This window comes from Aurantimonas aggregata, from assembly GCF_010500835.1.
Classification (GTDB): Bacteria; Pseudomonadota; Alphaproteobacteria; order Rhizobiales; family Rhizobiaceae; genus Aurantimonas; species Aurantimonas aggregata.
On record NZ_JAAAMJ010000009.1, the window covers coordinates 1 to 24230 of the forward strand.

Consider the following 24230-nt stretch of genomic DNA (forward strand, 5'->3'; position numbering starts at 1 on the left):
ACTGGATCGAGGATTATTGCGAGGTCCACCCGCACTCAGGATTAAAGTTCCGCTCGCCGCGCGAGTTCATCAGGCTCAGTGCCTAAACCCAACCGCCGCTTGTCCGGCGAAATGGGGTGCACTCCAGCAGGCGTCGATGTTTCCGATGGCGGGCGCCTGAGCTCGGCAGCGAAGGCTGCCGCGTCCCGACGCTCGCGAGACAGCAACAACCACTGCCAGTAGGCCTGTGCGACCGCGCCCGCGTCATCGTCGAGAAAGACGCTGCTGAGCACGGGGGCGCCGCCGGCAAAAAGCCGTAGCTCGCCACGCCGGAATTCGGCGGTCATCGCGAGCCCGCCGTCGAGCGCGGCCTGCAGCGAGGCAACGCGCGCCGCAACGAGTTCCTCGAACTGCTTCTTCGCCCAGTCCAGGCGGTCACCCCTGGCCCTCAGGCCGCGCGGCGCCTGCTCGGTGAGCGTGGCAATGTCCGGCAGGTCTGGCCAGAGCCAGCGCGCGTCCCGACGTAAGCGCGGAAGCACGGCGAGGCGCGCCGCCGCCGCTTCGGTCAGGCCGCGGCGGTCGGTCCAGCGCGTCTGCAGATCGCGGGCGCGGGCTGCTATTTCCGCCTGCTTCGCAGCGCTGGCGCGTGGGATCGGGAGCGGGGCGATGAATTGTTTGTTGGCTTCGAACCAGCCGCCCTGCTTGGGTTTCGCGATCCGCCGAAAGACAAAATCAGCCACCGCTCCATTCAGGACGCCAAGAAGATAGAAGTCATCCGTTGCCTCAGAAGCGAGAATGCCGTTTACCCGGACATTGTTGAGGTGCATTTGGGCACTCGTGTCTGCGCAAACACGCATCGACGGCACGGTCTGCGCGACGACCAGCTTCTGACGATCCTGCCTGTCAAGATTTTGGTTGCGACCAAACCGATACCATTGGTCGTCATCAAACCCTGCGCTCTCCCGCGCCCTGAGCTTGGCCTCCCAGGATCGCAGATAGACCCAGCCGAGCGGATAGCGTGCCGCCATCGTCTCTGCCGTGATCAACTTCATTGTGCCGCCAGCATCCCGCTCGTAGGGAAAGAGGAGATACGTATCCGTCGCCGGCTCTTCGTAGCGCTTTGCCTCGGCGCCCGAGACCAGCGGTTTCATCAGTGCATCTTCGACGAGTACTTCGTAGGACGGCAGCCTTTTGGGTGCACACAGATAGCGTCCGGGCCCGATCCGATCGAGGTGGTAGACGTCGTCCGCGCTCGTCTGGATGCCGACAGTAATCCCTGCCGTCAGCGCCGGATCGTCGAGCCGCAGGCACGTTTGCGTCAGTCGATCGATCAGCGCCCGCTCGGCGCCGGTCGCCATAAGCCATTCGCCATCTTCGGCCATGGCACCCCAGGGCACGGCAAGCGCCGGATCGTTCCAGTCTGCATCGCGCGCCTCTGCCTCCCCGTCCGGCGCCAGCGCGATCCGCACATGCGTTCCGCCCTCCTTGGTGAAGAACTGCAGCGCCGTATAGGTGATCGCTTCGTCGAAGACCTGATACGCCTTGAAATCGATCCAGCGGTCGAGCTGCCGGCGCCGGCGGATGATCCGCCGAAGTCCTTCCCCGTAATCGTTCACGGTCCAGAGGCTGGGCGCGATATAGGCCATGCGCCCGCCGGCAGCGAGCAGACGCAATCCCTTCTCGATGAAGGGCAGATAGAGGTCCGGATTGCCGGTCTGCGCGCTGCGATAGGTGTCTTCGCCACGCTCAGCCCGCAGATATGCGACGACTGCAGGGTCGACCTTCATGAGGTTCTGAAGCTTCACATAGGGCGGGTTGCCGAGCACCACGTCGAAACCGCCTTCCGCGCCCTCGGGCCAGACCCCGGGAAACGCTTCGCGCCAATCGAAGCTGTTGATGCTTTCTCGCATCGTCTCGTCTGCGGCGCGCCCCACCCAGAAGTCGTGCCCGATCAGGCTGTTGCCGCAGCGGATCGTGTGGTCGAGCGACGAGAGAGGGTGATCCGACCGCGCCGAGTGCAACCAGAGTGCCAGCTTGGTGATCTCGACCGACGCGGGGTTGATGTCGACGCCGTAGATGTTGTTGGCCAGAATCTCTGCCACGAGCAAGGCATCGCTCGCGCCGGCCCCGACGGCGCCGCCCGCGACACGATCTGCCTCCCGGGCCGCTGCCTTCCTCTCGTCGAGAAGCCTGCGGAATGCCGAGATGAGAAAAGCGCCCGAGCCACAGGCGGGGTCGACGATACGGATGGACCTGAGACGTTCGACATAGGCGTCTGCAGCGGCCTTCGACGGCATGCCCCCAGACTCCGCGGGGTAGCCGCAGGCAGTCCGCGCCGCCACGAACCACGGTCCGAGTGTCTCCTCGACCAGCAGATTAACGGCCCATTCCGGCGTGTAGTAGACACCATCGCGTTTGCGCTTTGAAAGCTTCGCGACCGATTCACGGCCTTCAAGCTCGCCAGCGCGATACTCCAACTCGGTGATCGACTGCTCGAAGATGCGACCGAGAGTGTAGAGGCTGAGCGATTCTTTGGCTTCGCCGCGGGCGGCGTAGTTGTAGCTGGCGCTGAGGTAGAACAGCGTATCGGGATCACTCTCAAGCTGACCCTTACCCGCACCCTGACCGGCCGCGGCAAAGACATGGTTGGGCAGTTCCAGATTCTCGATCGCTGCGTTTGGAGCAAAGAGGCCGCCGTTGATGTGCGGCACATTCATGCCACCGATCGCCCCTCCGGCATTCATCGCCGCGAAGAGCCGCTTGAAGAAGGTCCATATCTCGGAGCCGTTCGGATCGTAGAATCGCTCCGCGCTGCGGACTCTCAGGAAATCCCGGATGAACTGCGGCGGGAACAGCATCCGCTCGCCCATGTCTTCGCAGTAGAAGGCAAAGATGAAACGATCGAGCAGGACCTGGGACAGGCGAAGAAGTTCGGTCGGCGTCCCCGGAAAGTCCGGGTTGTTGACGCGCATCACTGCGAACAGGCGCTCCCGGACCCCCTTGTAGCGATCGTAGAATGCCCCCTCCAGCTTGCGCTCGCGCACCCATTGACGTTCAATCAGACGAAGCAGCGGCGGTTTTCCTGCCGGCGACAGGAGAACGTCGCGGGAGAACAGCTTGCGAAAGAGGAAACGGTCAAACCGCGCCTCATCTGAGGCACTGAGAAGGTCGTAGGGACCAGCCAGCATGTCCTGGCGCCGGATGGTGAACCGGAGATACTCCGCAGGCGCTCGATCCCACCAATAAAGCCGGAACTCGTTCATGTCGGAAACGAACGCCCACCAGGGCTGGACGGGCTCGTTGCCGAACAGGCCGCGCCGCGCTCCTCGCACGTAGTTCAACGCCTGCTCGACCGGGCTTCGGGTGCTGCCTTTGCGGTTCTGCTTCGCGTCGAGCCGCGAGCGGATGTCCTTGAACTCGCCGAGCACTTGCGGCGTCGCGTCGAGGTCCCCCCGGAACCAGCCGAGAGCGATGTCGGCTTCGCCCATGCCGCCGCCTGCACCCTCTCCTGCGATCCGAAGCTTCGGGATCAGCGTCTGCTCATCCGGCCCGACCCTGCCTGCCTCGCCGTATCCCCAGGTGTCGACGAAGAAGGTCTGGATGAAGGCGCCTTCTGCCTGCACCTCACTCAGACGCAACCGGCCATCCCAATCCTGCAGCCGCTGCAGCAGTGCGTCATCGCTGCCGTCATCGCAATATGCCCGAAATTCGAGCTCAAGTTCGGCGCGAAGAAACGCCCGGCTGACGAAGCTGCGGCTGTCGTCAAACATTGAGTTTGCGGACCTTCGGGCAAATCATCAACGCACCCTCCACTTTGATACTCCCGTTGACGTCGACAATCCGCATCGCGCGGCATCAGTTTGCTTCACGCCGCGCCAATTCGTAGCGATACATGGTCCCGACAAGATTCCCACCCTTTCTCCCGCTTCACGGGCCCGGCGCGAGGACGACCGTGGTTTCGCGACCGGCGCTAAAAATGTTTTCCCCACCCTCACCCCCCCGCCCGCATAATCCCCGCACCGCCGCCCGCTGACGGGTACGAGTGATCGCCGGGATCGTTCGGGGGGTGGCGGGCGGCGTCCGCGTCGGGGTCTCTTCCGGAGAGGCACCGCCCCGGACGGCTTCGACCGCCGCCGGACCGTCCCCCACTACGAGGGGGCTGCGGATGGGTCCGCTTGACCGGGGCAACCCGGGAAGAGCCGGCCGCCATCGCCGGCCCTGCCGCGAAAGCGGCGGGACAGGCGAGGCAACGAAGCTGCATAAACGCCGCGCGGAATGCCGGAGGCGGACCGCAACAAAACAATACGGAGGGTCTGCCTCCGGCATTCCGCCGCCCGTCACGGGCGGGCCGCCAGGAGGCGGCACGAATGACGCGACACCCTCGGCCCGATCGGGCGCGAGGGCGAAGGCACAGGAGCCTCAGAAGCTACGGTGGGGGCCGGGCCAAAAGCCTGGCCAAAAGTCCGGTCTAGTACTCGATGACGCCGTCCAGCGCGTAGTGCTTGATGGTCTTGCGGTTGGCGATCAGCTCGTCGATCGTCGGCTCGCCGGTCATGGCGCGGCGGATCGCGAGCTTGGTCGCCTCGTAATTGGTGCGGTAGAGATCGGCCTTGTCGAGGTTCGGGTCCTCGGCGCAGCGCGGGTCGAGCCAGATGGTGATGATCAGGCAGATCTCGTCGACGATCGCCTTCGGAATCACCCCCTCGATGACGCAGTCGACGATGGCGTCGCCCGTCGCGCCCTGCACCACGCCGCCGAGCAGCTCGACATAGGCCTCGGTGTGGATCGTCGCCTTGGTGGTCATCATCGTCGCCGGCCGCACCAGCTGGTTGAGGTCGCGCACCACGAACATGCGGGTATGGCCGACGGTCTGGCCGAGCATCGAGGCAAAGGCGTGCCCGACCGGCCCGGTGACGGTGCCGATCAGCACCTCGGGCATGGCGTCCGTCGCCTGGCCCTCGGCGGCCAGCACCGTCGCCTCGCCGGTGCGGAAGATGATGTCGGTCATGGATGATCCCTCTTGAAGTCTTGTGCCTGCCCGCGCCTGTCGCATGTTTCGCAGCAGCGTTCGAGGGGGATGGTGCGGCTTTTCATCCGCCGCCGGCTCGGCTATACGGGCCGCCGCTCACCCACCGCCCGGTCCCTGCCCGCCTTTAGCGAAGGCGCGGCAACGCCGTTGCCCCCACCGCCTCGCGAGGTTTCCATGAAGCTCTATCCCGGGCTCGATTTCGGCACGACCAATTCGACCCTGGCGCTCGCCGGAAGGGGCGCCGCGCCCCGCCTCGTGGCGCTGGAGGGCGAGCACGTGACCATCCCCTCGGCTTTGTTCTACAGCCTCGAGGACGGCCAGACCTATTTCGGCCGGGCCGCCGTGTTCGAATATGTCGACGGCGCCGAGGGCCGCTTCATGCGGGCGCTGAAGTCAATCCTCGGCACCTCGCTGATGCAGGAAAAGACCGCCGTCGGCCGCCAGCGCCTGAGCTTCCAGGAGCTGATCGGCCATTTCCTGCGGCATCTGCGCGTCCGGCTGGAGGCCGAGGCCGCCAATGACGCCGGCATCGTCGCCGATCAAATCGTGCTCGGCCGGCCGGTGCATTTCGTCGACGAGGACGCGGTCGCCGACCGGCAGGCGCAGGATCAGCTGGAAGCCGCCGCCCGGGCCGAGGGCTTCCGCCATATCCAATTCCAGTTCGAGCCGGTCGCCGCGGCGCTCTATTTCGAGAGCCAGGTCAATGCCGAGCAGCTGGCGCTGGTCGTCGACATCGGCGGCGGCACCTCGGATTTCTCGGTGGTGCGGCTGTCGCCGGAACGGGCCAAGGCCAGCGACCGGCGCAGCGACATTCTCGCCTCGACCGGCGTCCATGTCGGCGGCACGGATTTCGACCGGCTCTTGTCGATCGCCGAGATGATGCCGCATTTCGGCCTGGGGTCAGAGACCGCCGACGGCAAGCGCCGCCTGCCGGTCTGGTACTTCAACGACATGGCCACCTGGCACCGCATCAACACGCTCTACACGCCGAAGATCCTGCGCGACATCGGGCAGATGAAGAAGGAAGCCGCCGAGCCGGAGAAGCTCGCCCGCTTCGAGCATCTTTTGTCTCACCGCTCCGGCCACCGCCTCGCCGGCGCCGTGGAATCCGCCAAGATCGCGCTGAGCGCGGAGGACGAGACGCTGATCAGGCTGGAGGAGACGGGGCTGAGCCTCGCTGCGCCGGCGTCGCGTCAGCGCTTCGACGAAGCGACGGGGGAGCTCGTCGGCCGCATCGAGGGGGCCATCGACGCGGCGTTGGCCGAGGCGGGCGTTGCTGCAGCGGCGATCGAGACCGTCATCCTGACCGGCGGCGGCGCGCAGGTGCCTGCCGTCGCGGCGGCCGCCACCGGGCGCTTTCCGGATGCGCGCGTCGCCCGCTCCGATGCGTTCGGCTCGGTCGGTCTCGGCCTTTCGATCGACGCGGCCCGCCGCTTTGCCTGACGACAAAGCCCCGGCCGGGATGACTTGGCCACCGGGCATGCTATCACCGGCCGAACACTGACGGAGGAAGACCCCATGCTGACACTCGACAAGGCCCGCATCATCATCGCCGAGGCGCTGAAGACCGGCGCGACCAACGGCTGCAAGCCGCTCACCGTGGCCGTGCTCGATGCCGGCGGCGCCCTCCTCGCGCTGGAGCGCTCGGACGGCTCGTCGCGCATGCGCCCGGACATCGCCATGGGCAAGGCCAATGGCGCGATCGCGCTCGGCATGGGCTCGCGGGCGATCTGGAAGCGCGCCGAGGAGCAGCCCTATTTCATCCAGTCGATGAACGCTCTGGCCAAGGGCGTGCTCGTGCCGGTGCCGGGCGGCGTCTTGGTTCGCGGTCCGGGCAATGCCATTCTCGGCGCCGTCGGCATCACCGGCGACACCTCCGACAATGACGAGATCTGCGCCGTCGCCGGCATCGAGGCCGCCGGCTTCACCGCCGACGGCGGCTGATCACGGGGCTTTGAGCGCGCGCCTGAAACCTTTCGGGCGCCCTCACCGAAGCTTGTCTTGAGCGGCTGTCCCGGCCGCCACAGTTATATCGGCGGACGGGTCCACCGATGGACAGGCAAGGAGCACGGACATGACGGAACGGACAGGTTGGCGCTGGGCAGGACTGTTCGGCGCGGCGAGCCTTGCGATGGCCGGCGGTATGGCCCCTGCCGGTGTCGCGGCGCAGGGCACGGCGACGGCGATCTTCGCCGGCGGCTGCTTCTGGTGCGTCGAGAGCGACTTCGACCGTCTCGCCGGCGTCACTGCGACGGTGTCGGGCTATATCGGCGGCGAGAACGCCAACCCGACCTACGAGAACCATCCGGGCCACGTCGAGGCCGTGCGGGTCACCTATGACCCGGCCCGCGTCAGCTACGACCAGCTGCTCGACGTGTTCTGGCACTCGGTCGACCCGACCGACGCCGGCGGCCAGTTCTGCGACCGCGGCCATGCCTACACCACCGCGATCTTCGCCACCGACGCGGCGCAGCTCGAGGCGGCCAAGGCATCGAAGGCCGCGATCGCGAAGGATCTGCCCAAGGTGGTGACGCCGATCGCCACGGCTCCGACCTTCTGGCCGGCTGAGGACTACCACCAGGATTATTACAAGAAGAACCCGCTGCGGTATAAGTATTACCGCTTTTCGTGCGGCCGCAACGCCCGGGTCAAAGAAGTCTGGGGCGACAAGGCCTATCAGGGAATCAAGGGCGCCGTCGGCTAGCCGCGTATGCGGTCGTGAGGCCTCGCACGGCTGAGGTCGGCGGGCCCTGACGGGGCCGACTGTCACATTGGTCGCAGATGGAACCGTTTCCTGCCGCCGGGATTACCGGAAGACGAATTCCCGGCGCGCTGCCGTTGCGGCGTCGCGCCCTTCCCAGACTCCCGAAGGAGACGCTTGTGGCCAAGGACAAGACCCCCAAGAACGCCGCCAAGACCCAGATGCACAAGACGATGAACCCGATCTCGGAGAATATCCGCGGGGCCATGGTCGACCTGCTGCAGGCCCATCTCGGCACGGCGATCGACATCACCTACCAGACCAAGCAGGCCCACTGGAACGTCAAGGGCATGAACTTCATCGCCGTGCACGAGCTGTTCGACGATTTGCACGATCTGACCGAGGGCTATGTCGACGACATCGCCGAGCGCCTGACGGCGATTGGCGGCCAGGCCCACGGCACCGTCCAGGCATCGGTCCAGAACTCGCTGCTCGAGGCTTACCCGCTGGACCTCGTCAAGTCCGAGGATCATCTGCGTCGGCTGACCGAGAGCTACGCCAAGTGGAGCGCAGCGGTCGAGAAGGGCATCGAGGAAGCCTCGGAAGCCGGCGACCCGCTGACGGAAGACCTTTTGACCGGGATCGGTCGCGGCCTCGACAAGTCGATCTACTTCATGGAGAGCCATTTCCAGGGCTGATCGAGGCTCCGGAATTGGGCGGAAAAGGCGGCTTCGGCCGCCTTTTCCATGTCTGGTTTCCGGCGTCCGGTTCAGCCGATCGTCTGGCCGCTCTTCTTCCAGTCGGCCAGGAAGGTTTCCAGGCCCTTGTCGGTGAGCGGGTGCTTGACCAGCGCCTTGAGCGTCGCCGGCGGTACCGTCGCGACGTCGGCGCCGATCAGGGCCGCTTCGCGGACATGGTTCAGCGTCCGGATCGACGCGGCGAGGATCTCGGTGTCGAATTCGTAATTGTCGTAGATGCGCCGGATGTCGGCGATCAGCGCCATGCCGTCGAGATTGATGTCGTCCAGCCGGCCGATGAAGGGCGAGATGAAGGTCGCGCCGGCCTTGGCGGCGAGCAGTGCCTGGACAGCCGAGAAGCACAGCGTGACGTTGACCATGTGGCCCTCGCCGGAGAGCTCCTTGCAGGCCTTCAGGCCGGCCAGCGTCAGCGGCACCTTGATGCAGACATTGTCGGCGATCTCGGCAAGGATCTTGCCTTCGCGGATCATCTCGTCGGCCTCGAGCGCGGTCACCTCGGCGGAAACCGGGCCTTCGGTGACTTCGCAGATCTCGGCGACGATGTCGCGCATCGGGCGCCCCGCCTTGGTGATCAGCGACGGATTGGTGGTGACGCCGTCGATCAGGCCTGCGTCCTGCAGTTCACGGATCTCGGCGATGTCGGCGGTGTCGACGAAGAATTTCATGGCTTGCCTCGCGGAAGTTCGAATGGCGGATGTGACGCGTCCTTACCAGTCTTTGCCGGTCCGACGCCATATGCGAACCGGTCGGCGCACCGTCGATGTTTCCGAGACGGCTGCCAATCCCTACACTTAGGGGACAATCCGCTCGCACCGATTCGCCGCGTCCGTGCCGGCACGCCAGCCCTGGGGCCGTCTTGCATCCTGTCGACCAGCTCTTTGCCATCCGGACTGTGCCGGTGCTCGTGCCGCTACCGGCGGAACGGCCCTATTCCTATGCCGTGCCGGAAGGCATGGCGGTGGTGCCGGGGTCGATCGTGCAGGTGCCGCTCGGCCCCCGTCAGGTTGCCGGCGTGGTCTGGGACGGCGAGACTGACGCTGTCGATCCGAAGAAGCTGCGCCTGATCACCAAGGTGTTCGACTGCCCGCCGCTCGACAGGGCGATGCGTCGCTTCATCGACTGGGTGGCCGACTACACGCTCTCGCCGCCCGGCCTGGTGGTGCGGATGGCGCTGCGGGCGCCCGCAGCCTTCGATCCGGAGGCACTGATCGAGGGCATCGAAGCGACCGGCGTCGCCCCGGAGCGGCTCACCGATGCCCGCCGACGCGTGATGGAAGCGGCCGCCGAGACGCCGACCTGGACGCGATCGGGCCTTGCCCATGCGGCCGGCGTCACGCCCTCGGTGGTCGACGGATTGCTGAAACAGGGCGTGTTCCAAACCCTGCGGCTTTCGCCGCCACCTGCCGTCGCGCTGCCAGACACGGCCTATGGGCGGGCGGAGCTGAGCCCCGACCAGGCGGCAGCGGCCGAGGCGCTGGTCGCCAAGGGCGACGGCTTCTCGACGACGCTGCTCGAAGGCGTCACCGGCTCGGGCAAGACCGAGGTGTATTTCGAGGCGGTCGCCGCGGCACTCGACAAGGGCAAGCAGGTACTGATCCTGCTGCCGGAAATCGCCCTGACGCAGAGTTTCATCGACCGCTTCCATGCCCGCTTCGGCGCGCCGCCCGCCGAATGGCACTCCGACGTGCCGCCGCGCCGGCGCGAGCAGATCTGGCGCCAGCTGGCGGAGGGCCGGATCCGCGTCGTCGCCGGCGCGCGTTCGGCGCTGTTCCTGCCGTTCCAGGATCTTGGCCTCGTCGTCGTCGACGAGGAGCACGACCCTGCCTACAAGCAGGAAGACCGCATCTTCTACCATGCGCGCGACATGGCGGTGGTGCGCGGCTCGCTCGGCGGCTTCCCGGTGATCCTCGCCTCGGCGACGCCCTCGGTCGAAAGCCGCGTCAACGCCGCCGACGGCCGCTACGGCCATGTGAAGCTCGCCGGGCGCTTCGCCGAGGCGGCGCTGCCCGACCTGTCGCTGGTCGACATGCGACTGGCCCCGCCGGCGCGCGGCCGCTTCGTCTCGCCGGTGCTGTCGGCGGCGATCGGCGAGACCGTGGCGCGCGGCGAACAGGCGCTGCTGTTCCTCAACCGTCGCGGCTACGCGCCGCTGACGCTCTGCCGGGTCTGCGGCCATCGCTTCCAGTGCCCGGACTGTTCGACCTGGCTGGTCGACCATCGGCTGCGCGGCCAGCTGCAGTGCCATCATTGCGGCTTTGCCGTGCCGCGCCCGGAAGCCTGCCCCGAATGCGGCACGCTCGATCATCTCGTCGCCTGCGGTCCCGGCGTCGAGCGGATCGCCGAGGAGATGCTGGCGACCTTTCCCGAGGCGCGGACGATCCTGTTGTCCTCCGATCTGCCGGGCGGCGCGCGCCGCCTGCGACGCGAACTCGACGCCATCGCCGAGGGCGAGGCCGACATCGTCATCGGCACCCAGCTCGTCGCCAAGGGACATCATTTCCCGCTGATGACGCTGGTCGGCGCGATCGACGCCGATCTCGGCCTCGCCAATGGCGATCCGCGCGCCGCAGAGCGGACCTTCCAGCTGCTGCATCAGGTGACCGGCCGGGCGGGCCGCAGCGGCGGGCGCAAGAGCCGCGGCATGATCCAGACCTGGCAGCCCGAACACGCCGTGATGCGGGCCATCGCCTCGGGCGACGCGGCGCGCTTCTACGAGCGCGAGATCACCGAGCGCGGGCGGGCCGGCCTGCCGCCCTTCGGGCGTCTCGCCAGCGTCATCGTCTCGGCCAATTCGCGCCGCGAGGCCGAGGAATATGCCCGACTGCTGCGCCGCGCCGCGCCCGAAGACCCGTCCATCGAGGTGCTCGGCCCGGCCGAGGCGCCGCTGGCGGTGCTGCGCGGCCGGCATCGCTTCCGGCTGCTGGTGCATTCGCCGAGCCGCGCGCCGGTGCAGGGATTCCTGCGCGCGACGATTGCCGCGGCGCCGCGGCCGCGCGGATCGGTGCAGATGCAGATCGACGTGGACCCGCAAAGCTTTCTGTGACAAATGCCGAGCCAGGAGACCGCTCGAGGAGACGGGAATGGCCAGGCTCGTGAGAGGTTTGCCGCTGATGCTGGCGACGGTGCTGGCTTTCGGCCTTTGGGCCGAGGCGCTGGCACAGCAGCCGAGCGCCAACATGCCGGTGGAAAACTCGCCCTTCGTCCTGCCGCCGCCGGGGCAGGACCAGGGCAACGTGGCACCGCAGACGCCGCGTGGCCTGATCCTCGGCCTGTTGCATTGGCATCCGATCGCCAGCCGCTGCAATTTCGTCGATGCCGGCGCCGACAAGGACACCAGCGGCGTCGATGATCCCTGGCCGCTCGTCTTCGTCACCATGATGGAGACCGGCGGCTCCGGCAATACCGGCCTCGAGCGCGGCTACGTCATGGCCAACGGCCTTGTCCGCGAACTGGAAAAGGGCAAGACCGCCGCGGACAGGGACGGCAGTGTCGTCACCGTCTGGCGCTCGGCGGGCGAGCCGCGCATCAACGTCAACGTCAATCTTCGCGAGGCCCGTGGCGTCGGCGACGATGCCCGCTATTTCGGATCGATGACGGTGTTCTGGGGCGACAAGCGGGAAACCGTCGCCATCGCCGGTGAATGCAAGAACTAACGTTTCGCGCTTCGGCGCCTGGTAGGTCCTGAGCCCATGAACGTATGCCTGAACCTGAACCGCCGCGGATGCGAGGCGGTGCGATGAGCGTCGGCCTGCTCGCGCTGCTCGACGACGTCGCGGCCCTTGCCCGCATGGCCGCGACGCAGCTGGACGACGTTGCCGCCCAGGCCACCAAGGCGGGCGCCAAGGCGGCCGGCGTCGTCATCGACGACGCCGCGGTCACGCCCGGCTACGTCGTCGGCTTCGCCGCCTCGCGGGAAGTGCCGATCGTCGCCAAGATCGCCCTCGGCTCGCTGCGCAACAAGCTGATCTTCCTGCTGCCCGGCGCCCTGGTCCTCAGCTTCTTCGCGCCGTGGGCGATCACGCCGCTGCTGATGCTCGGCGGTCTCTACCTCGCCTATGAGGGGGCGGAGAAAATCTACGAGAGGCTGTTCCCGCACCAGGCGCACGCCCACGAGGAAAAGGTCGACGCGGCGGCAGCCGTCAGCCTGACCGTGGCGGAGGATCGACGCGTGGCGAGCGCGATCAAGACCGACTTCATCCTGTCCGCCGAGATCATGGCGATCACCCTGGCGGGCCTGCCGGAAGGCAGCAGCATCTGGATGCAGGCGATCGTCCTCGCCGTTGTCGGCATCGGCGTCACCGTCGCCGTCTATGGTGCCGTCGCGCTGATCGTGAAGGCCGACGATGCCGGCCTCGCCATGTCCAGGAACGGTACGACGAACGTCTTCGGCAGTCTCGTGCGCGGCGTCGGTCGCGGGCTCGTCGTCGGCATGCCGGTGTTTCTCAAGGTGCTGACCGTCGTCGGCACCGCCGCCATGGTCTGGGTCGGCGGCGGCATCATCGTCCACGGGCTGGAGCATTACGGCATCGATTTCCTGGCGCGCGGGATCGAGGTCGCCGCGGAGGCCGCCGCCCATGCCGTGCCGGCAGCGGCAGCCATCGTCCACTGGATCGTCACGGCGGCCGGATCGGGCGTCGTCGGCCTGATCGCCGGCGGATTGCTGATCCCGATCGTCGGCGGCGTCCTCGCCCCCGCCTGGCTCTGGGTCAACGCCCAGCGCGCCTGAACCGCGCGGGAAGGCGGTGCCTTCCCGGTTTGAACGACGCAGCGCCGCCTTTGCCGGCGGTGCCGGATCCCGCCTAGCCCTTCGAACGACAGAGCGACGAACATGCCCCTGCCGCAGACGACTGCCGACATGCTGCCCTTCGTGGCGGCGCTGGTGACCATGCTGTTCGGGCTGGTCGCGCTGTTTGCGCCGCGACTGACGCTGCGCGCGCTCCGCCTGACGACGGCGGAACGGCATCCCGAAGCGGTCGGCGAATCGCGGGCGACGATCGCCGGGTTCTGGCTCGGCGTCGGACTGGTGTCGGCGGCGTTCTACGACCAGCCCTTCGTCCAGATGGCGCTCGGCGCCGGCTGGCTCTTCACCGGATTCGGCCGCCTCGTGTCGATCCTCTCCGACCGCGGCGCAACGGTCTACAACTGGCTGTTCCTCGCGCTGAATCTGCTGCTGGCGCTGATGGCGCTGGGGCCGGTCTTCGGACTGGTCGGCAGCTGAGACTGGCGGCCTCCGCGCCAAAGGCACAATCTGGACAGAACGTCGCACATCGGCGGCCAAACCGGCGGCAAAGCGTGTTGTCGCCGGCAAACCCCTATGCTAGACGGTCCCTGTCTTCGGAAGGACCTTGGCGGCCCTGCTGCCCATCTTCCGGCATTCTTCAAACGGTTTCAAGGATTTGGGGCGCCCTCGCTTCGCAGGCCCTACGCAAGACTTGAACGAACGCGAAAGAGAACGGTCGTCCGTGGCACAATCATCCTCTCCCGTTTCGGGAGTCGCAGACCGCTACGCCCAGTCCCTCTTCGAGCTCGCCCGCGATGACGGCGCGATCGACACCGTAGAATCCGAGCTGTTCGCCTTCCAGGGCCTGATCGACGAGAGCGTCGATTTCCGGCGGCTGGTCGAGAGCCCGGCGTTTTCCTCGGACGAGCAGCTGCGCGCCATCGACGCCGTCGTGCGCGAAACCGGTCCGAGCGTCCTGACGGGCAATTTCCTGCGCGTCATCGCCACCAACCGGCGGCTTTTCGTACTGCCCGGCATCGTCCGCGCCTTTGCCAAGATGGCTTCCGCCCACCGGGGCGAGATCGAGGCCGAGATCACCAGCGCGCACCCGCTCGACGATGGGCAGCGCAAGGAGCTGGCCGAGGCCATCGGCTCCTATGCCGGCAAGACCGTTACCATGCGCGAAAGCGTCGATGCCTCGATCCTCGGCGGGCTGATCGTCAAGATCGGTTCCCGCCAGATCGACACGTCGCTTCGCACCAAACTCAATTCGCTTAAGCTTGCACTGAAAGAGGTCGGCTGATGGACATCCGCGCCGCGGAAATTTCCGCAATCCTCAAGAACCAGATCCAGAATTTCGGCTCGGAGGCAGAAGTCTCCGAAGTCGGCCAGGTTCTGTCGGTCGGTGACGGTATTGCGCGCGTCTACGGGCTCGACAATTGCCAGGCCGGCGAGATGGTCGAGTTCCCCGGCGGCGTCCAGGGCATGGCCCTGAACCTCGAGGCCGACAATGTCGGCGTCGTGATCTTCGGGTCCGACCAGGCGATCAAGGAAGGCGACACGGTCAAGCGCACCGGCGCCATCGTGGAAGTGCCGGTCGGCATGGGCCTGCTCGGCCGCGTCGTCGACGGTCTCGGCAATCCGATCGACGGCAAGGGCCCGATCGATTCGACCGAGCGCCGCCGCGTCGACGTCAAGGCACCGGGCATCATCCCGCGCAAGTCGGTGCACGAGCCGATGTCGACCGGCCTCAAGGCCATCGACGCGCTGATCCCGATCGGCCGCGGCCAGCGCGAGCTGGTCATCGGCGATCGTCAGACCGGCAAGACCGCCATTCTCCTGGACACCTTCCTTAACCAGAAGCCGGCGCACGACGAGAACCGCGAGAACGAGAAGCTCTACTGCATCTACGTCGCGGTCGGGCAGAAGCGCTCCACCGTCGCCCAGTTCGTGCGCACCCTCGAGGAGCGCGGCGCGATGGAATATTCCATCGTCATCGCCGCCACCGCCTCGGACCCGGCGCCGATGCAGTACATCGCGCCGTTCACCGGCTGCGCCATGGGCGAGTATTTCCGCGACAACGGCATGCATGCCGTGATCGGCTACGACGACCTGTCCAAGCAGGCCGTCTCCTACCGCCAGATGTCGCTGCTGCTGCGCCGCCCGCCCGGCCGCGAAGCCTATCCGGGCGACGTCTTCTACCTGCACTCGCGCCTGCTCGAGCGCGCCGCGAAGATGGGCGACGCGCACGGCGCCGGCTCGCTGACGGCCCTGCCGGTCATCGAGACCCAGGCCGGCGACGTGTCGGCCTACATCCCGACCAACGTGATCTCGATCACCGACGGCCAGATCTTCCTCGAGACGACGCTGTTCTACCAGGGCATCCGTCCTGCCGTGAACGTCGGCCTCTCGGTCAGCCGCGTCGGCTCGTCGGCCCAGACCAAGGCGATGAAGCAGGTTGCCGGCTCGATCAAGGGCGAGCTCGCGCAGTATCGCGAGATGGCTGCCTTCGCGCAGTTCGGCTCGGATCTCGACGCCGCCACGCAGCGCCTGCTCAACCGCGGCGCCCGCCTGACGGAGCTCCTGAAGCAGCCGCAGTTCTCGCCGCTGAAGACCGAGGAGCAGGTCGTCGTCATCTTCGCCGGCACCCAAGGCTATCTCGACAAGCTGCGCGTCGACCAGGTCGGCGACTTCGAGGAGGGCCTCCTCAACTCGATGCGCAGCGAGCACAAGGACGTGCTCGACACGATCGCGCGCGACAAGGCGCTCTCGGACGATACCCGCGAGAAGCTGCGCGCGGCGATCGATGCCTTCGCCAAGAACTTCGCCTGAGCCAACCGGAACGCGCGTGAGTCCTGCCCTTCGGGGCAGGACCGATAAAGCGGGAGACAGCGCCAAGCCATGGCATCACTGAAGGATCTGCGGAACCGCATCGCGTCGGTTAAATCCACGCAGAAGATCACCAAGGCCATGCAGATGGTCGCGGCAGCCAAGCTGCGCCGTGCGGAAGAAGCCGCGCAGGCGGCCCGCCCCTATGCGGGGCGGATGGCGGCGGTTCTGGCCAATATTTCCGGCGCCATGGAAGGCGACGGCCCGCCGCTGATGGTCGGCACCGGCAAGGACGACGTGCATCTGCTCGTCGTCTTCACCGCCGAGCGCGGCCTGGCGGGCGCCTTCAATGCGTCGATCGTCAAGCTTGCCCGTACCCACGGCCGCAAGCTGGAGTCCGAAGGCAAGACGGTCAAATACATGATCGTCGGCAAGAAGGGCTGGGACATCATGCGTCGCGACTCGGCCAAGCAGGTCATCGAGCGCACCGATCTGCGCGAAGCCAAGCGCGTCGGCTTCGCGCATGCCGAGCTGATCGGCCAGACGATCATGGACCTGTTCGACAAGGGCGAGTTCGACGTCTGCTCGATCTTCTATTCCGAGTTCCAGAACGTCGTGACCCAGATCCCGACGCGCCAGCAGATCATCCCGACGTCGCTCGGCGATGGCGAGGCCGAGACGGGCCAGGACGGGACGGTCTACGAATACGAGCCGGAGCCGGAGGCGATCCTCGAGGATCTGATCCCGCGCAACCTGAAGGTCCAGGTCCTGCACGCGCTCCTGGAAAACGCCGCGTCCGAACAGGGCGCGCGGATGAGCGCGATGGACAACGCGACCCGCAATGCCGGCGACATGATCGAACGACTGTCGATCTCGTACAACCGCCAGCGGCAGGCGCAGATCACGACGGAACTGGTCGAAATCATTTCGGGCGCGGAAGCGCTCTAGAGCATCTGAGAGGAGGCCATCATGGCTGACAACGAAAACACTGCCGGTGCGACCGGCCGCGTCGCTCAGGTCATCGGCGCCGTCGTCGACGTCCATTTCGACGGGCCGCTGCCGGCGATCCTGAACGCGCTCGAGTGCGACAACAACGGCATGCGCCTGGTGCTCGAGGTTGCCCAGCACCTCGGCGAGAACACCGTCCGCACCATCGCCATGGACCTGACCGAGGGCCTCGTCCGCGGCCTTCCGGTTCGCGACACCGGCAGCCCGATCCAGGTGCCGGTCGGCGACGGCACGCTCGGCCGCATCATGAACGTCATCGGCGAGCCGATCGACGAGGTCGGCCCGATCGAGTACTCGATGAAGCGCGGCATCCACCAGCCGGCGCCCGCCTATATCGACCAGTCGCCGGAGAGCCAGATCCTGGTTACCGGCATCAAGGTCATCGACCTCCTGGCGCCCTATGCCCGCGGCGGCAAGATCGGCCTGTTCGGCGGTGCCGGCGTCGGCAAGACGGTGCTGATCCAGGAACTGATCAACAACGTCGCCAAGGCGCATGGTGGTTACTCGGTGTTCGCCGGCGTCGGCGAGCGCACCCGCGAGGGCAACGATCTCTACCACGAGATGATCGAGTCCGGCGTGAACAAGGACCCGCGCGAGAACAACGGCTCGACCGAAGGCTCCAAGGCCGCGCTGGTCTACGGCCAGATGAACGAGCCCCCCGGCGCCCGCGCCCGCGTCGCGCTGACCGGCCTGACCATCGCGGAGCATTTCCGCGACCAGGGCCAGGACGTGCTGTTCTTCGTCGACAACATCTTCCGCTTCACCCAGGCCGGCTCGGAAGTGTCGGCGCTGCTCGGCCGCATCCCGTCGGCGGTGGGCTACCAGCCGACGCTGGCGACCGACATGGGCCAGATGCAGGAGCGCATCACCACCACGCACAAGGGTTCGATCACCTCGGTGCAGGCCATCTACGTGCCTGCCGACGATCTGACCGACCCGGCGCCGGCGACCTCCTTCGCCCATCTCGACGCGACGACCGTGCTCAACCGCGCGATCTCGGAAAAGGGCATCTACCCGGCCGTCGATCCGCTCGACTCCACCTCGCGCATGCTGTCGCCGATGCTGATCGGTGAAGAGCATTACGAAGTGGCCCGCCAGGTCCAGGTCGTGCTGCAGAAGTACAAGTCGCTGCAGGACATCATCGCCATCCTGGGCATGGACGAGCTGTCGGAAGAGGACAAGCTCACCGTCGCCCGGGCCCGCAAGATCGAGCGCTTCCTGTCGCAGCCGTTCTTCGTCGCCGAGATCTTCACCGGCGCGCCGGGGCAGCTCGTGCCGCTGGAAGACACGATCCGGTCCTTCAAGGGCCTGGTCAACGGCGAGTACGACCATCTTCCGGAAGCGGCCTTCTACATGGTCGGCTCGATCGACATGGCCGTCGAGAAGGCCCAGCGCCTGGCCGCCGAAGCCGCGTAAGCATGGCGGAACGCATCCTTCGTCTGGCGGATGCGATCAACGAGACCTGCCCGTGGTCGGGAAAGCCGATCACGGACGGGTCCCTGACCCTCTACAAGGGCGCGGTGGTGGGGTTCTGCAATCCCGGCTGCCGCGACCAGTTCGAAAAGGCGATCCTCGATTTCGAGGCCGCCCTCAACAGGCAAGCGACCGATGGCTGACAGCTTCCAGTTCGACCTCGTCTCCCCCGAGCGCCTGCTGCTTTCCGAAGCGGTCACGGCGGTCAACGTGCCCGGCACCGAGGGCTATTTCACCGTCATGGCGAAGCACGCGCCGTTCATGACGACGCTGAAGCCGGGCGTCGTGGTGGCGACGACGGATGCCGGCACCGAGACCAGGATCTTCGTCATCGGCGGCTTCGCCGACGTCAGCGAAGGCGGCTTCACGCTCCTGGCCGAACGGGCGACGCTGGTCGAGGATCTCGACCCGGCCGCGCTCGACCAGCAGATCAAGGATGCCGAGGAAGACGTCGCCGACGCCTCGGACGACGTTGCCCGCTCGAAGGCGCAGCTGGCCCTCGCCCAACTCCGCGAGGCCCGCGCCGCCGTCGGCGTCTGACAAACCCCATCAGCCGTCCGTAAAAAGCCGGCATCGCGCCGGCTTTTTTGTGCCTGTCGTTGCCGGCCTGCGGCTTTTGCCTGGATGCCGATAGGCGGACACGCCGATGGCGACTGGTCGATCCGGAAGTCCGGGCTGCTACGCGGCCAGATGCCGGAACGTCGCGACGACCTGCTCGTAGACTTGGCGCTTGAACGGCACGATCAGCCCGACCAGCTCGTCCATCGGCTTCCAGGCCCAGTCGTCGAACTCGGCGGCATGTCCGCCGGGCGGCGGGGCGATGGCGATCTCGCTCTCCTCCCCTTCGAAGCGGAAGGCGAACCAACGCTGCGTCTGGCCGCAATAGCGGCCCTTCAGCGCGATCCCGACCAGTTCCGGCGGCAGGTCGTAGTCGATCCAGTCCGGGGCCTCATGGAGCAGCGTCACCGAGCGCATGCCGGTTTCCTCGTAGAGCTCGCGGCGCGCCGCGGCGAGCGGATCCTCATCCTCGTCGATGCCGCCCTGCGGCATCTGCCAGAGCTGCACCGCGCCGGTCATCTCGCCCTGGTCCTCGACCATCCGGCGGCCGACCCAGACCTCGCCACGCTGGTTCAGCACCATGATGCCGACGCAGCGGCGATAGGGCAGGTTCTCGTATTCGATCGGTTTCATGCTGGATCGTCCCGTTCGCCGCCCGGCGGCGGCGGCCTTGCAAACAAGTCAGGTACGCTCGCTGACGAGCGTCCTCGCCTGTTATCGGGCGATCGGAGACCGCGGCAAGGGCAACGCGGCCGAGCACAGGATGCGCGGCTATCGACCCTCGGGGTCGTTGGCGAGAGCCGAGACCGGCACGATCTCGATGCCGCGCGACTGCGCCTGGACGATCCAGTCGGCGATGGTGGCGATCGAGACGTCGAAGGCCGAGGCGACGCCGACGGCGGATCCTTCCGCCCGGGCGATCTGTTCCAGCGTGTCGAGCTGGCGGCGAATGGTCGCCGCATCCTGGGTCTGGTCGATCGTCAGGTCGGCGGCGGCGAACGGCACCCTTTGCAGCGCCGCGGTGTCGGAAGCCAGCGAGCGCAGCGACGAGGCATCGTCGAGGAACATCAGGCCGCGCCGCCCGAGTTCGGCGACCAGCGGCTCGATCGCCGTCGTCTCCCCGGTCAGGCGCCCGCCCATGTAGCTCATCACCCCGACATAGTTGGTCAGGGACGCGAGCGTCGCATGCAGCGCGTCGAAATTGCCCGCGGCGGCATCGGCGACCGTCAGCGTGTTCGGCCCGGGATCGATCTCGGGATAGCCCACCGGCTCGAGCGGCACCTGCAGCACCAGCTCGTGCCCGGCGCGGCGCGCCTCCTGCATCCAGCGGTCGAGACTGTTGCCGGCGGGCGAGAAGCCGAAGGTGACGGGTGCCGGCAGTGCGCGGATAGCGTTCATCGTGCCGGTCTGGCTGATACCGAGCCCGCCGACGACGATGGCGATCCGCGTCCCCGGCACGCCGCGCGAGGCGCCGGCATAGACGTCGAAGGGGCGCCGCCCGTCCGGGCCGCGGATCGGCAACGGCCCGAAGTCGCTGTCCTCGATCAGGGCGGCGTCGGGCAGATGCGCCGTCCCGGCCGGTTGCCGCAGGGCGACCGGCTCCTCGACACGAAAGCCGACGCCACCCGCTGCCGGCTCGGCCGGTGGCCGGATGATCGTCGGAAGCGGCTTCGTCGTTACCGGCTGGGGTGCGGCGACGACCGCCACGGGCTCTGTCGCTGGCGGCTCGGCCAGCATGTCGACGACCCGACGCTCCGGCTGGCCGAAGAAGGCCGTGGCCAGCGAACTGCCGACCAGCAGGGCGGCCACGACCAGTGCGACGAAAGCCGACGGTGACCGCCGGGGCTTTTCGCTGCCGATGTCGAGGCCGAGCGGCCGGTGGAGTTCGCCACGCATGCTCTCGTCTAGCGTTTCAAGCTGGAACGGGGCTCGCCGGGATCCGGTACCGGGCAACCGGACGCGACGGCACGACGCGACAGGCAGCTCCGAACGCACGAAGGCCCGGGCATCTTGCGATACCCGGGCCTTCGTCTTTGATCATCCGGTCGTTGCCGATCAGTTGGCGGCGCTGGCTTCCTGCTTCGGCGGGAACATGGCGTTGGTCTTCACGCCGCGCAGCAGGTCGAGAGCGTACTGGAGCTGCAGGTCGTCGGCGGTCTCCGGCGGCACGTAGTCCAGCGAGCCGGAGCCTTCGTCGGTCTCCAGATTGCCGGTGATGTGACCGCGCAGGGACGATTCACCGCGCGACAGCTCGTCCTCGGCGTCGAGGCCCATCTGCTCGCGGATTTCCTGCGGCAGCGGCTGCTCGACCGTGATGTCCGGATCGATGCCGCGGCCCTGGATCGAGCGGCCCGACGGCGTGTAGTAGAGCGCCGTGGTCAGGCGCAGCGCGCCGTTGGCGCCCAGCGGGATGATCGTCTGGACCGATCCCTTGCCGAAGGAACGCGAGCCGACGACGGTCGCCCGGCGCTGGTCCTGCAACGCGCCGGCGACGATCTCGGAAGCCGAGGCCGAACCGCCATTGACGAGGACGACGAGCGGCTTGCCGTTGATCTCGTCCCCGGAGCGGGCGTTGTAGCGCCGCGTCTCGTCGGAGTTGCGGCCGCGGGTCGAGACGATCTCGCCATTGTCGAGGAAGGCGTCCGTGACGGACACGGCCTCGTCGAGCAGGCCGCCCGGGTTGCGGCGCATGTCGAGCACGAAGCCCTTCAGCTTGTCCTCGCCGACCTTTTCCTCGATGTCGGCGATCGCCTCTTCGAGGCCGATCGTCGTCTGCTCGTTGAACTTCAAGAGCTTGATGTAGCCGACGTCGTTCTCGACCGTGTGGCGGACCGACGGCACCTTGATCTCGTCGCGCGTCACCGTCAGGCGGACCGGCTTGGTGGCGCCTTCCCGGATGATGGTCAGCGACACGCTGGTGCCGATGTCGCCCTTCATCTTCTCGACCGCCTCGCCGAGCGACAGGCCACGCACCTGCTCGCCGTCGATCTCGGCGATCAGGTCGCCGGCGAGGACGCCGGCCTTGTCGGCCGGGGTGCCCTCGAAGGGCGAGACGACCTTGACCAGTTCCTCTTCCATCGTGACCTCGATGCCGAGGCCGCCGAACTGGCCCCGCGTCTCGGTCCGCATGTCTGCCGCTTCCTTGGCGTTCATGTAGCTCGAGTGCGGGTCGAGCGAGGTGAGCATGCCGTTGATGGCGGTCTCGACCAGCTTCTGGTCGTCCGGTTCCTCGACATACTGGGCACGAACGCGCTCGAAGACGTCTCCGAAGATCGCAAGCTGGCGGTAGGTGTCAGACCCCGCGGCATTGGCCACGCCAGCGTTCTGGGTGACCACGGTCATCGCCGTCGCCCCCATCAATGCGCCGGCGAAGAGTATCGAAAGCTTACGAATCATTCTTCGTCCTTCCAGAGGGTTCGTCCATCCACCAAGGTGACGGATCGACCGGTTTCCCGTCTTTGCGAAACTCGACATAGAGTGCGGGCTCGCTTGCTCCGAACTCCGCGACCGCCACGCTGGCGATACGCTTTGCGCCCATCGAGGCGACCGGTTCACCGGCCGAAACGAACTGCCCGCTCTCGACGTCGATACGCTCCATGCCGGCCAGCACCACATGATAGCCGTCGCCGGCGTCGAGGATCAAGAGTTGTCCATAGGACCGGAAGGGCCCCGAGTAGAGAACGCTCGCATCGGCGGGTGACGTGACCACGTCGCCGGGGCGCGCCCCGAACGAGGCGCCGGTCGTCTGCCGGCCGATATCATCGCGATCACCAAATCCAATCAGCAGCTTGCCTGCCACGGGCAGAGACAATCGGCCTTTCATTGTCGAAAATGCGGCGGCCGGTTCGAGCCGCGCAAGGTCACGGCGAAGTGACGCGATATCGTAGCCCGGCGCGCTGGCGGCGGACGGCGCGGCCGAAGGTTCGAGCGCCGCGACCTGCAACTCCTCCTCGGCATCGGCGACGGCCGGCGCCGGCGCTTCGGCCAACGCCCGTGGCGGGGCCGGCGCGGCGGCGGGCGGCTCGACGGGCGCCTCGGCCACGAGCGAGTCCGCCACGATCGTCTCCTCGGCGTTTTCGGTCTCCGCTGCCGCGCGCTGCTGCGCCGCATCCCGCATTGCCGCCAGGCGAGTGGTTTCGGCCTCCGCGGCGCGCCGTTCGGCTTCGATCGCCGCGAGGCGCGTGGCTTCCGCCTCCTCGGCCAGGCGCTGGGCTTCGAGACGCTCGGCGTCGCGGCGGGCCAGTTCGGCCACGCGCTCGGCCTCGCGGCGTTCGATCTCCGCCACCCGGGCGGCTTCCTCTTCCGCACGGACGCGCTCGAGGTCGCCTTCGAGCGAGCTGATCAGCCCTTCGAGGTCGGTGGCCTTGGATGCCAATTCGGCAACGCGCGAGGCCTCCGCCGCGCGGCGGTCGCGGCTTCGCGCTTCCAGCCGCTGCTTCTCCGCCGACAGCTTGGCGAGCCGGGCTTCCTCTTCCCGGTAGCGGGTCAGTTCGCTGGCGAAGCGCGTCGTCTCCGCCGCGATCGACGCCCGAACCTCGGCAAGTTCCCGCAGATCGGCCAGCAGGATTTCAGTCTCGCTGCGGATGGCGGGAACGACGGCGCCGAGCAGGATGGCGCTGCGGACCGAGCCGAGCGCGTCCTGCGGCTTCACCAGCAGCGCCGGCGGCGGCTTGCGGCCCATGCGCTCCAGCGCTCCGAGCACTTCCGCCAGCACGCCACGGCGCTCGCGGAGCGAGGCCTTGATCGTCACTTCCTGGACCGCCAGGGCGTCGATCCGGCCTTCGGTCGCGTCGAGCTGCCGGCTCGCCCGTTTCTGGGCTTCGGCCGCCTCGATCATCGCGGTGCGGATCTTTTCGCGATCCTCGGAAAGCGCGGCGATTTCCGAATCGAGCGAGCGGATCGTCTCTTCCGACAATTCGATGCGCTGCGACACGGCGGCAAGATCCGCGGCGGTCTTCTGACGCTCCTGCGCCAGCGTCGCGGAGCGCGAGCGCTCGACCGCGCCGACGCGGATCGGGTCCACCGCCGCGGTCTGCCGGCTGGCGGCATCATCGGCTTCCGGCAGGGCCTGGCCGGGCAGTGGCGTCAGCAGCGTGCCGGCAAGGGCGAGAACGGCAAGGCTGTTGCGCCTCCACCCCTTCCGCCTGCCTGCCGCCGGTTGCCGTGCCATCAAGA

20 protein-coding genes and 1 pseudogene are annotated in these 24230 nt (G+C 67.3%); 14 read left to right on the forward strand and 7 right to left on the reverse strand.

Features of this window, described 5'->3' with window-relative positions; translation table 11 throughout:
• Nucleotides 1-641 precede the first annotated feature (641 nt).
• Both GTW51_RS24485 and fae read right to left on the reverse strand, forming a co-directional pair.
• Nucleotides 642-3749 (reverse strand): annotated as a pseudogene (locus GTW51_RS24485) (Eco57I restriction-modification methylase domain-containing protein); the annotation flags it as partial.
• A gap of 698 nt (nucleotides 3750-4447) precedes the next feature.
• The gene (gene fae, locus GTW51_RS12665; protein ID WP_163044304.1) at nucleotides 4448-4987 is read right to left on the reverse strand and encodes a formaldehyde-activating enzyme; all 540 of its coding nucleotides are present in this window, start codon (nucleotides 4985-4987) and stop codon (nucleotides 4448-4450) included.
• 195 nt (nucleotides 4988-5182) lie between these two features.
• Between fae and GTW51_RS12670 the strand changes: the two genes are divergently transcribed.
• From GTW51_RS12670 to dps, 4 genes are all read left to right on the forward strand, one after another.
• Entirely contained in the window at nucleotides 5183-6451 is a 1269-nt protein-coding gene (locus GTW51_RS12670; RefSeq protein ID WP_163044305.1) for an Hsp70 family protein, read from the forward strand.
• Nucleotides 6452-6526: 75 nt separating this feature from the next.
• Nucleotides 6527-6952 carry a GlcG/HbpS family heme-binding protein gene (locus GTW51_RS12675; protein WP_163044306.1) on the forward strand — a complete coding sequence of 142 codons (426 nt, stop codon included), beginning with the start codon at nucleotides 6527-6529 and terminating at the stop codon, nucleotides 6950-6952.
• A 130-nt stretch (nucleotides 6953-7082) separates the two neighbouring features.
• Nucleotides 7083-7712, forward strand: coding sequence for a peptide-methionine (S)-S-oxide reductase MsrA (gene msrA, locus GTW51_RS12680; protein ID WP_425483250.1), 630 nt, complete (start codon nucleotides 7083-7085; stop codon nucleotides 7710-7712).
• A 176-nt stretch (nucleotides 7713-7888) separates the two neighbouring features.
• Nucleotides 7889-8407 (forward strand): DNA starvation/stationary phase protection protein Dps, encoded by a 519-nt coding sequence (gene dps / locus GTW51_RS12685; protein ID WP_343034010.1) that lies wholly within the window; start codon nucleotides 7889-7891, stop codon nucleotides 8405-8407.
• Nucleotides 8408-8478: 71 nt separating this feature from the next.
• On the opposite strand, the gene fsa is transcribed toward dps, so the two are convergent.
• Nucleotides 8479-9132, reverse strand: a complete 654-nt coding sequence (fsa, locus tag GTW51_RS12690; protein WP_163044308.1) for a fructose-6-phosphate aldolase — start codon at nucleotides 9130-9132, stop codon at nucleotides 8479-8481.
• A 95-nt stretch (nucleotides 9133-9227) separates the two neighbouring features.
• On the opposite strand from fsa, the gene GTW51_RS12695 reads away from it, so the two are divergent.
• The 10 genes from GTW51_RS12695 to GTW51_RS12740 all read left to right on the forward strand — a co-directional run bounded on the left by GTW51_RS12695 (nucleotide 9228) and on the right by GTW51_RS12740 (nucleotide 19037).
• A complete protein-coding gene (locus tag GTW51_RS12695; RefSeq protein WP_163044309.1) occupies nucleotides 9228-11510 on the forward strand; it encodes a primosomal protein N' in 2283 nt (760 codons plus the stop codon).
• Nucleotides 11511-11547: 37 nt separating this feature from the next.
• The gene (locus GTW51_RS12700) at nucleotides 11548-12120 is read left to right on the forward strand and encodes a hypothetical protein (protein ID WP_163044310.1); all 573 of its coding nucleotides are present in this window, start codon (nucleotides 11548-11550) and stop codon (nucleotides 12118-12120) included.
• Nucleotides 12121-12203: 83 nt separating this feature from the next.
• Nucleotides 12204-13193, forward strand: coding sequence for a DUF808 domain-containing protein (locus GTW51_RS12705; protein ID WP_163044311.1), 990 nt, complete (start codon nucleotides 12204-12206; stop codon nucleotides 13191-13193).
• 102 nt (nucleotides 13194-13295) lie between these two features.
• Nucleotides 13296-13685 (forward strand): AGROH133_08824 family phage infection protein, encoded by a 390-nt coding sequence (locus GTW51_RS12710; protein WP_163044312.1) that lies wholly within the window; start codon nucleotides 13296-13298, stop codon nucleotides 13683-13685.
• Between the two features lie 244 nt (nucleotides 13686-13929).
• Nucleotides 13930-14490, forward strand: a complete 561-nt coding sequence (locus GTW51_RS12715) for a F0F1 ATP synthase subunit delta (RefSeq protein ID WP_163044435.1) — start codon at nucleotides 13930-13932, stop codon at nucleotides 14488-14490.
• Nucleotides 14490-16019, forward strand: a complete 1530-nt coding sequence (gene atpA, locus GTW51_RS12720) for a F0F1 ATP synthase subunit alpha (RefSeq protein ID WP_163044313.1) — start codon at nucleotides 14490-14492, stop codon at nucleotides 16017-16019. The genes GTW51_RS12715 and atpA overlap by 1 nt, the downstream gene beginning before the upstream one ends.
• 69 nt (nucleotides 16020-16088) lie before the next feature.
• Nucleotides 16089-16964 (forward strand): F0F1 ATP synthase subunit gamma, encoded by an 876-nt coding sequence (locus tag GTW51_RS12725; RefSeq protein WP_163044314.1) that lies wholly within the window; start codon nucleotides 16089-16091, stop codon nucleotides 16962-16964.
• Nucleotides 16965-16985: 21 nt separating this feature from the next.
• On the forward strand, nucleotides 16986-18440 hold the full coding sequence (gene atpD / locus GTW51_RS12730) for a F0F1 ATP synthase subunit beta (protein ID WP_163044315.1): 1455 nt from the start codon (nucleotides 16986-16988) through the stop codon (nucleotides 18438-18440).
• A 2-nt stretch (nucleotides 18441-18442) separates the two neighbouring features.
• The gene (locus GTW51_RS12735) at nucleotides 18443-18640 is read left to right on the forward strand and encodes an eL24 family ribosomal protein (RefSeq protein WP_163044316.1); all 198 of its coding nucleotides are present in this window, start codon (nucleotides 18443-18445) and stop codon (nucleotides 18638-18640) included.
• On the forward strand, nucleotides 18633-19037 hold the full coding sequence (locus GTW51_RS12740; RefSeq protein WP_163044317.1) for a F0F1 ATP synthase subunit epsilon: 405 nt from the start codon (nucleotides 18633-18635) through the stop codon (nucleotides 19035-19037). The genes GTW51_RS12735 and GTW51_RS12740 overlap by 8 nt, the downstream gene beginning before the upstream one ends.
• Before the next feature lie 138 nt (nucleotides 19038-19175).
• Here the strand turns inward: GTW51_RS12740 and GTW51_RS12745 are convergent, their stop codons facing one another.
• The 4 genes from GTW51_RS12745 to GTW51_RS12760 all read right to left on the reverse strand — a co-directional run bounded on the left by GTW51_RS12745 (nucleotide 19176) and on the right by GTW51_RS12760 (nucleotide 24225).
• Nucleotides 19176-19688, reverse strand: coding sequence for an RNA pyrophosphohydrolase (locus GTW51_RS12745; protein WP_163044318.1), 513 nt, complete (start codon nucleotides 19686-19688; stop codon nucleotides 19176-19178).
• Nucleotides 19689-19826: 138 nt separating this feature from the next.
• Nucleotides 19827-20951, reverse strand: coding sequence for a divergent polysaccharide deacetylase family protein (locus tag GTW51_RS12750; RefSeq protein ID WP_163044319.1), 1125 nt, complete (start codon nucleotides 20949-20951; stop codon nucleotides 19827-19829).
• Between the two features lie 159 nt (nucleotides 20952-21110).
• Complete coding sequence (locus tag GTW51_RS12755; protein WP_163044320.1) at nucleotides 21111-22451, reverse strand: S41 family peptidase; 1341 nt, start codon at nucleotides 22449-22451, stop codon at nucleotides 21111-21113.
• Nucleotides 22441-24225, reverse strand: coding sequence for a peptidoglycan DD-metalloendopeptidase family protein (locus tag GTW51_RS12760; RefSeq protein ID WP_163044321.1), 1785 nt, complete (start codon nucleotides 24223-24225; stop codon nucleotides 22441-22443). The genes GTW51_RS12755 and GTW51_RS12760 overlap by 11 nt, the downstream gene beginning before the upstream one ends.
• Between the last annotated feature and the right edge of the window lie 5 nt (nucleotides 24226-24230).

What these genes read in the sequence shown, in the direction of transcription:
- atpA (WP_163044313.1), top strand. Translation starts at nt 14,490, where the DNA reads ATGGACATCCGCGCCGCGGAAATTTCCGCAATCCTCAAGAACCAGATC.
- GTW51_RS12755 (WP_163044320.1), bottom strand. Translation starts at nt 22,451, where the DNA reads ATGATTCGTAAGCTTTCGATACTCTTCGCCGGCGCATTGATGGGGGCG.
- atpD (WP_163044315.1), top strand. Translation starts at nt 16,986, where the DNA reads ATGGCTGACAACGAAAACACTGCCGGTGCGACCGGCCGCGTCGCTCAG.
- fsa (WP_163044308.1), bottom strand. Translation starts at nt 9,132, where the DNA reads ATGAAATTCTTCGTCGACACCGCCGACATCGCCGAGATCCGTGAACTG.
- GTW51_RS12750 (WP_163044319.1), bottom strand. Translation starts at nt 20,951, where the DNA reads ATGCGTGGCGAACTCCACCGGCCGCTCGGCCTCGACATCGGCAGCGAA.
- GTW51_RS12710 (WP_163044312.1), top strand. Translation starts at nt 13,296, where the DNA reads ATGCCCCTGCCGCAGACGACTGCCGACATGCTGCCCTTCGTGGCGGCG.
- GTW51_RS12745 (WP_163044318.1), bottom strand. Translation starts at nt 19,688, where the DNA reads ATGAAACCGATCGAATACGAGAACCTGCCCTATCGCCGCTGCGTCGGC.
- GTW51_RS12760 (WP_163044321.1), bottom strand. Translation starts at nt 24,225, where the DNA reads ATGGCACGGCAACCGGCGGCAGGCAGGCGGAAGGGGTGGAGGCGCAAC.
- GTW51_RS12700 (WP_163044310.1), top strand. Translation starts at nt 11,548, where the DNA reads ATGGCCAGGCTCGTGAGAGGTTTGCCGCTGATGCTGGCGACGGTGCTG.
- GTW51_RS12740 (WP_163044317.1), top strand. Translation starts at nt 18,633, where the DNA reads ATGGCTGACAGCTTCCAGTTCGACCTCGTCTCCCCCGAGCGCCTGCTG.
- GTW51_RS12695 (WP_163044309.1), top strand. Translation starts at nt 9,228, where the DNA reads ATGTTTCCGAGACGGCTGCCAATCCCTACACTTAGGGGACAATCCGCT.
- fae (WP_163044304.1), bottom strand. Translation starts at nt 4,987, where the DNA reads ATGACCGACATCATCTTCCGCACCGGCGAGGCGACGGTGCTGGCCGCC.
- msrA (WP_425483250.1), top strand. Translation starts at nt 7,083, where the DNA reads ATGACGGAACGGACAGGTTGGCGCTGGGCAGGACTGTTCGGCGCGGCG.
- GTW51_RS12735 (WP_163044316.1), top strand. Translation starts at nt 18,443, where the DNA reads ATGGCGGAACGCATCCTTCGTCTGGCGGATGCGATCAACGAGACCTGC.
- GTW51_RS12725 (WP_163044314.1), top strand. Translation starts at nt 16,089, where the DNA reads ATGGCATCACTGAAGGATCTGCGGAACCGCATCGCGTCGGTTAAATCC.
- GTW51_RS12670 (WP_163044305.1), top strand. Translation starts at nt 5,183, where the DNA reads ATGAAGCTCTATCCCGGGCTCGATTTCGGCACGACCAATTCGACCCTG.
- GTW51_RS12705 (WP_163044311.1), top strand. Translation starts at nt 12,204, where the DNA reads ATGAGCGTCGGCCTGCTCGCGCTGCTCGACGACGTCGCGGCCCTTGCC.
- GTW51_RS12675 (WP_163044306.1), top strand. Translation starts at nt 6,527, where the DNA reads ATGCTGACACTCGACAAGGCCCGCATCATCATCGCCGAGGCGCTGAAG.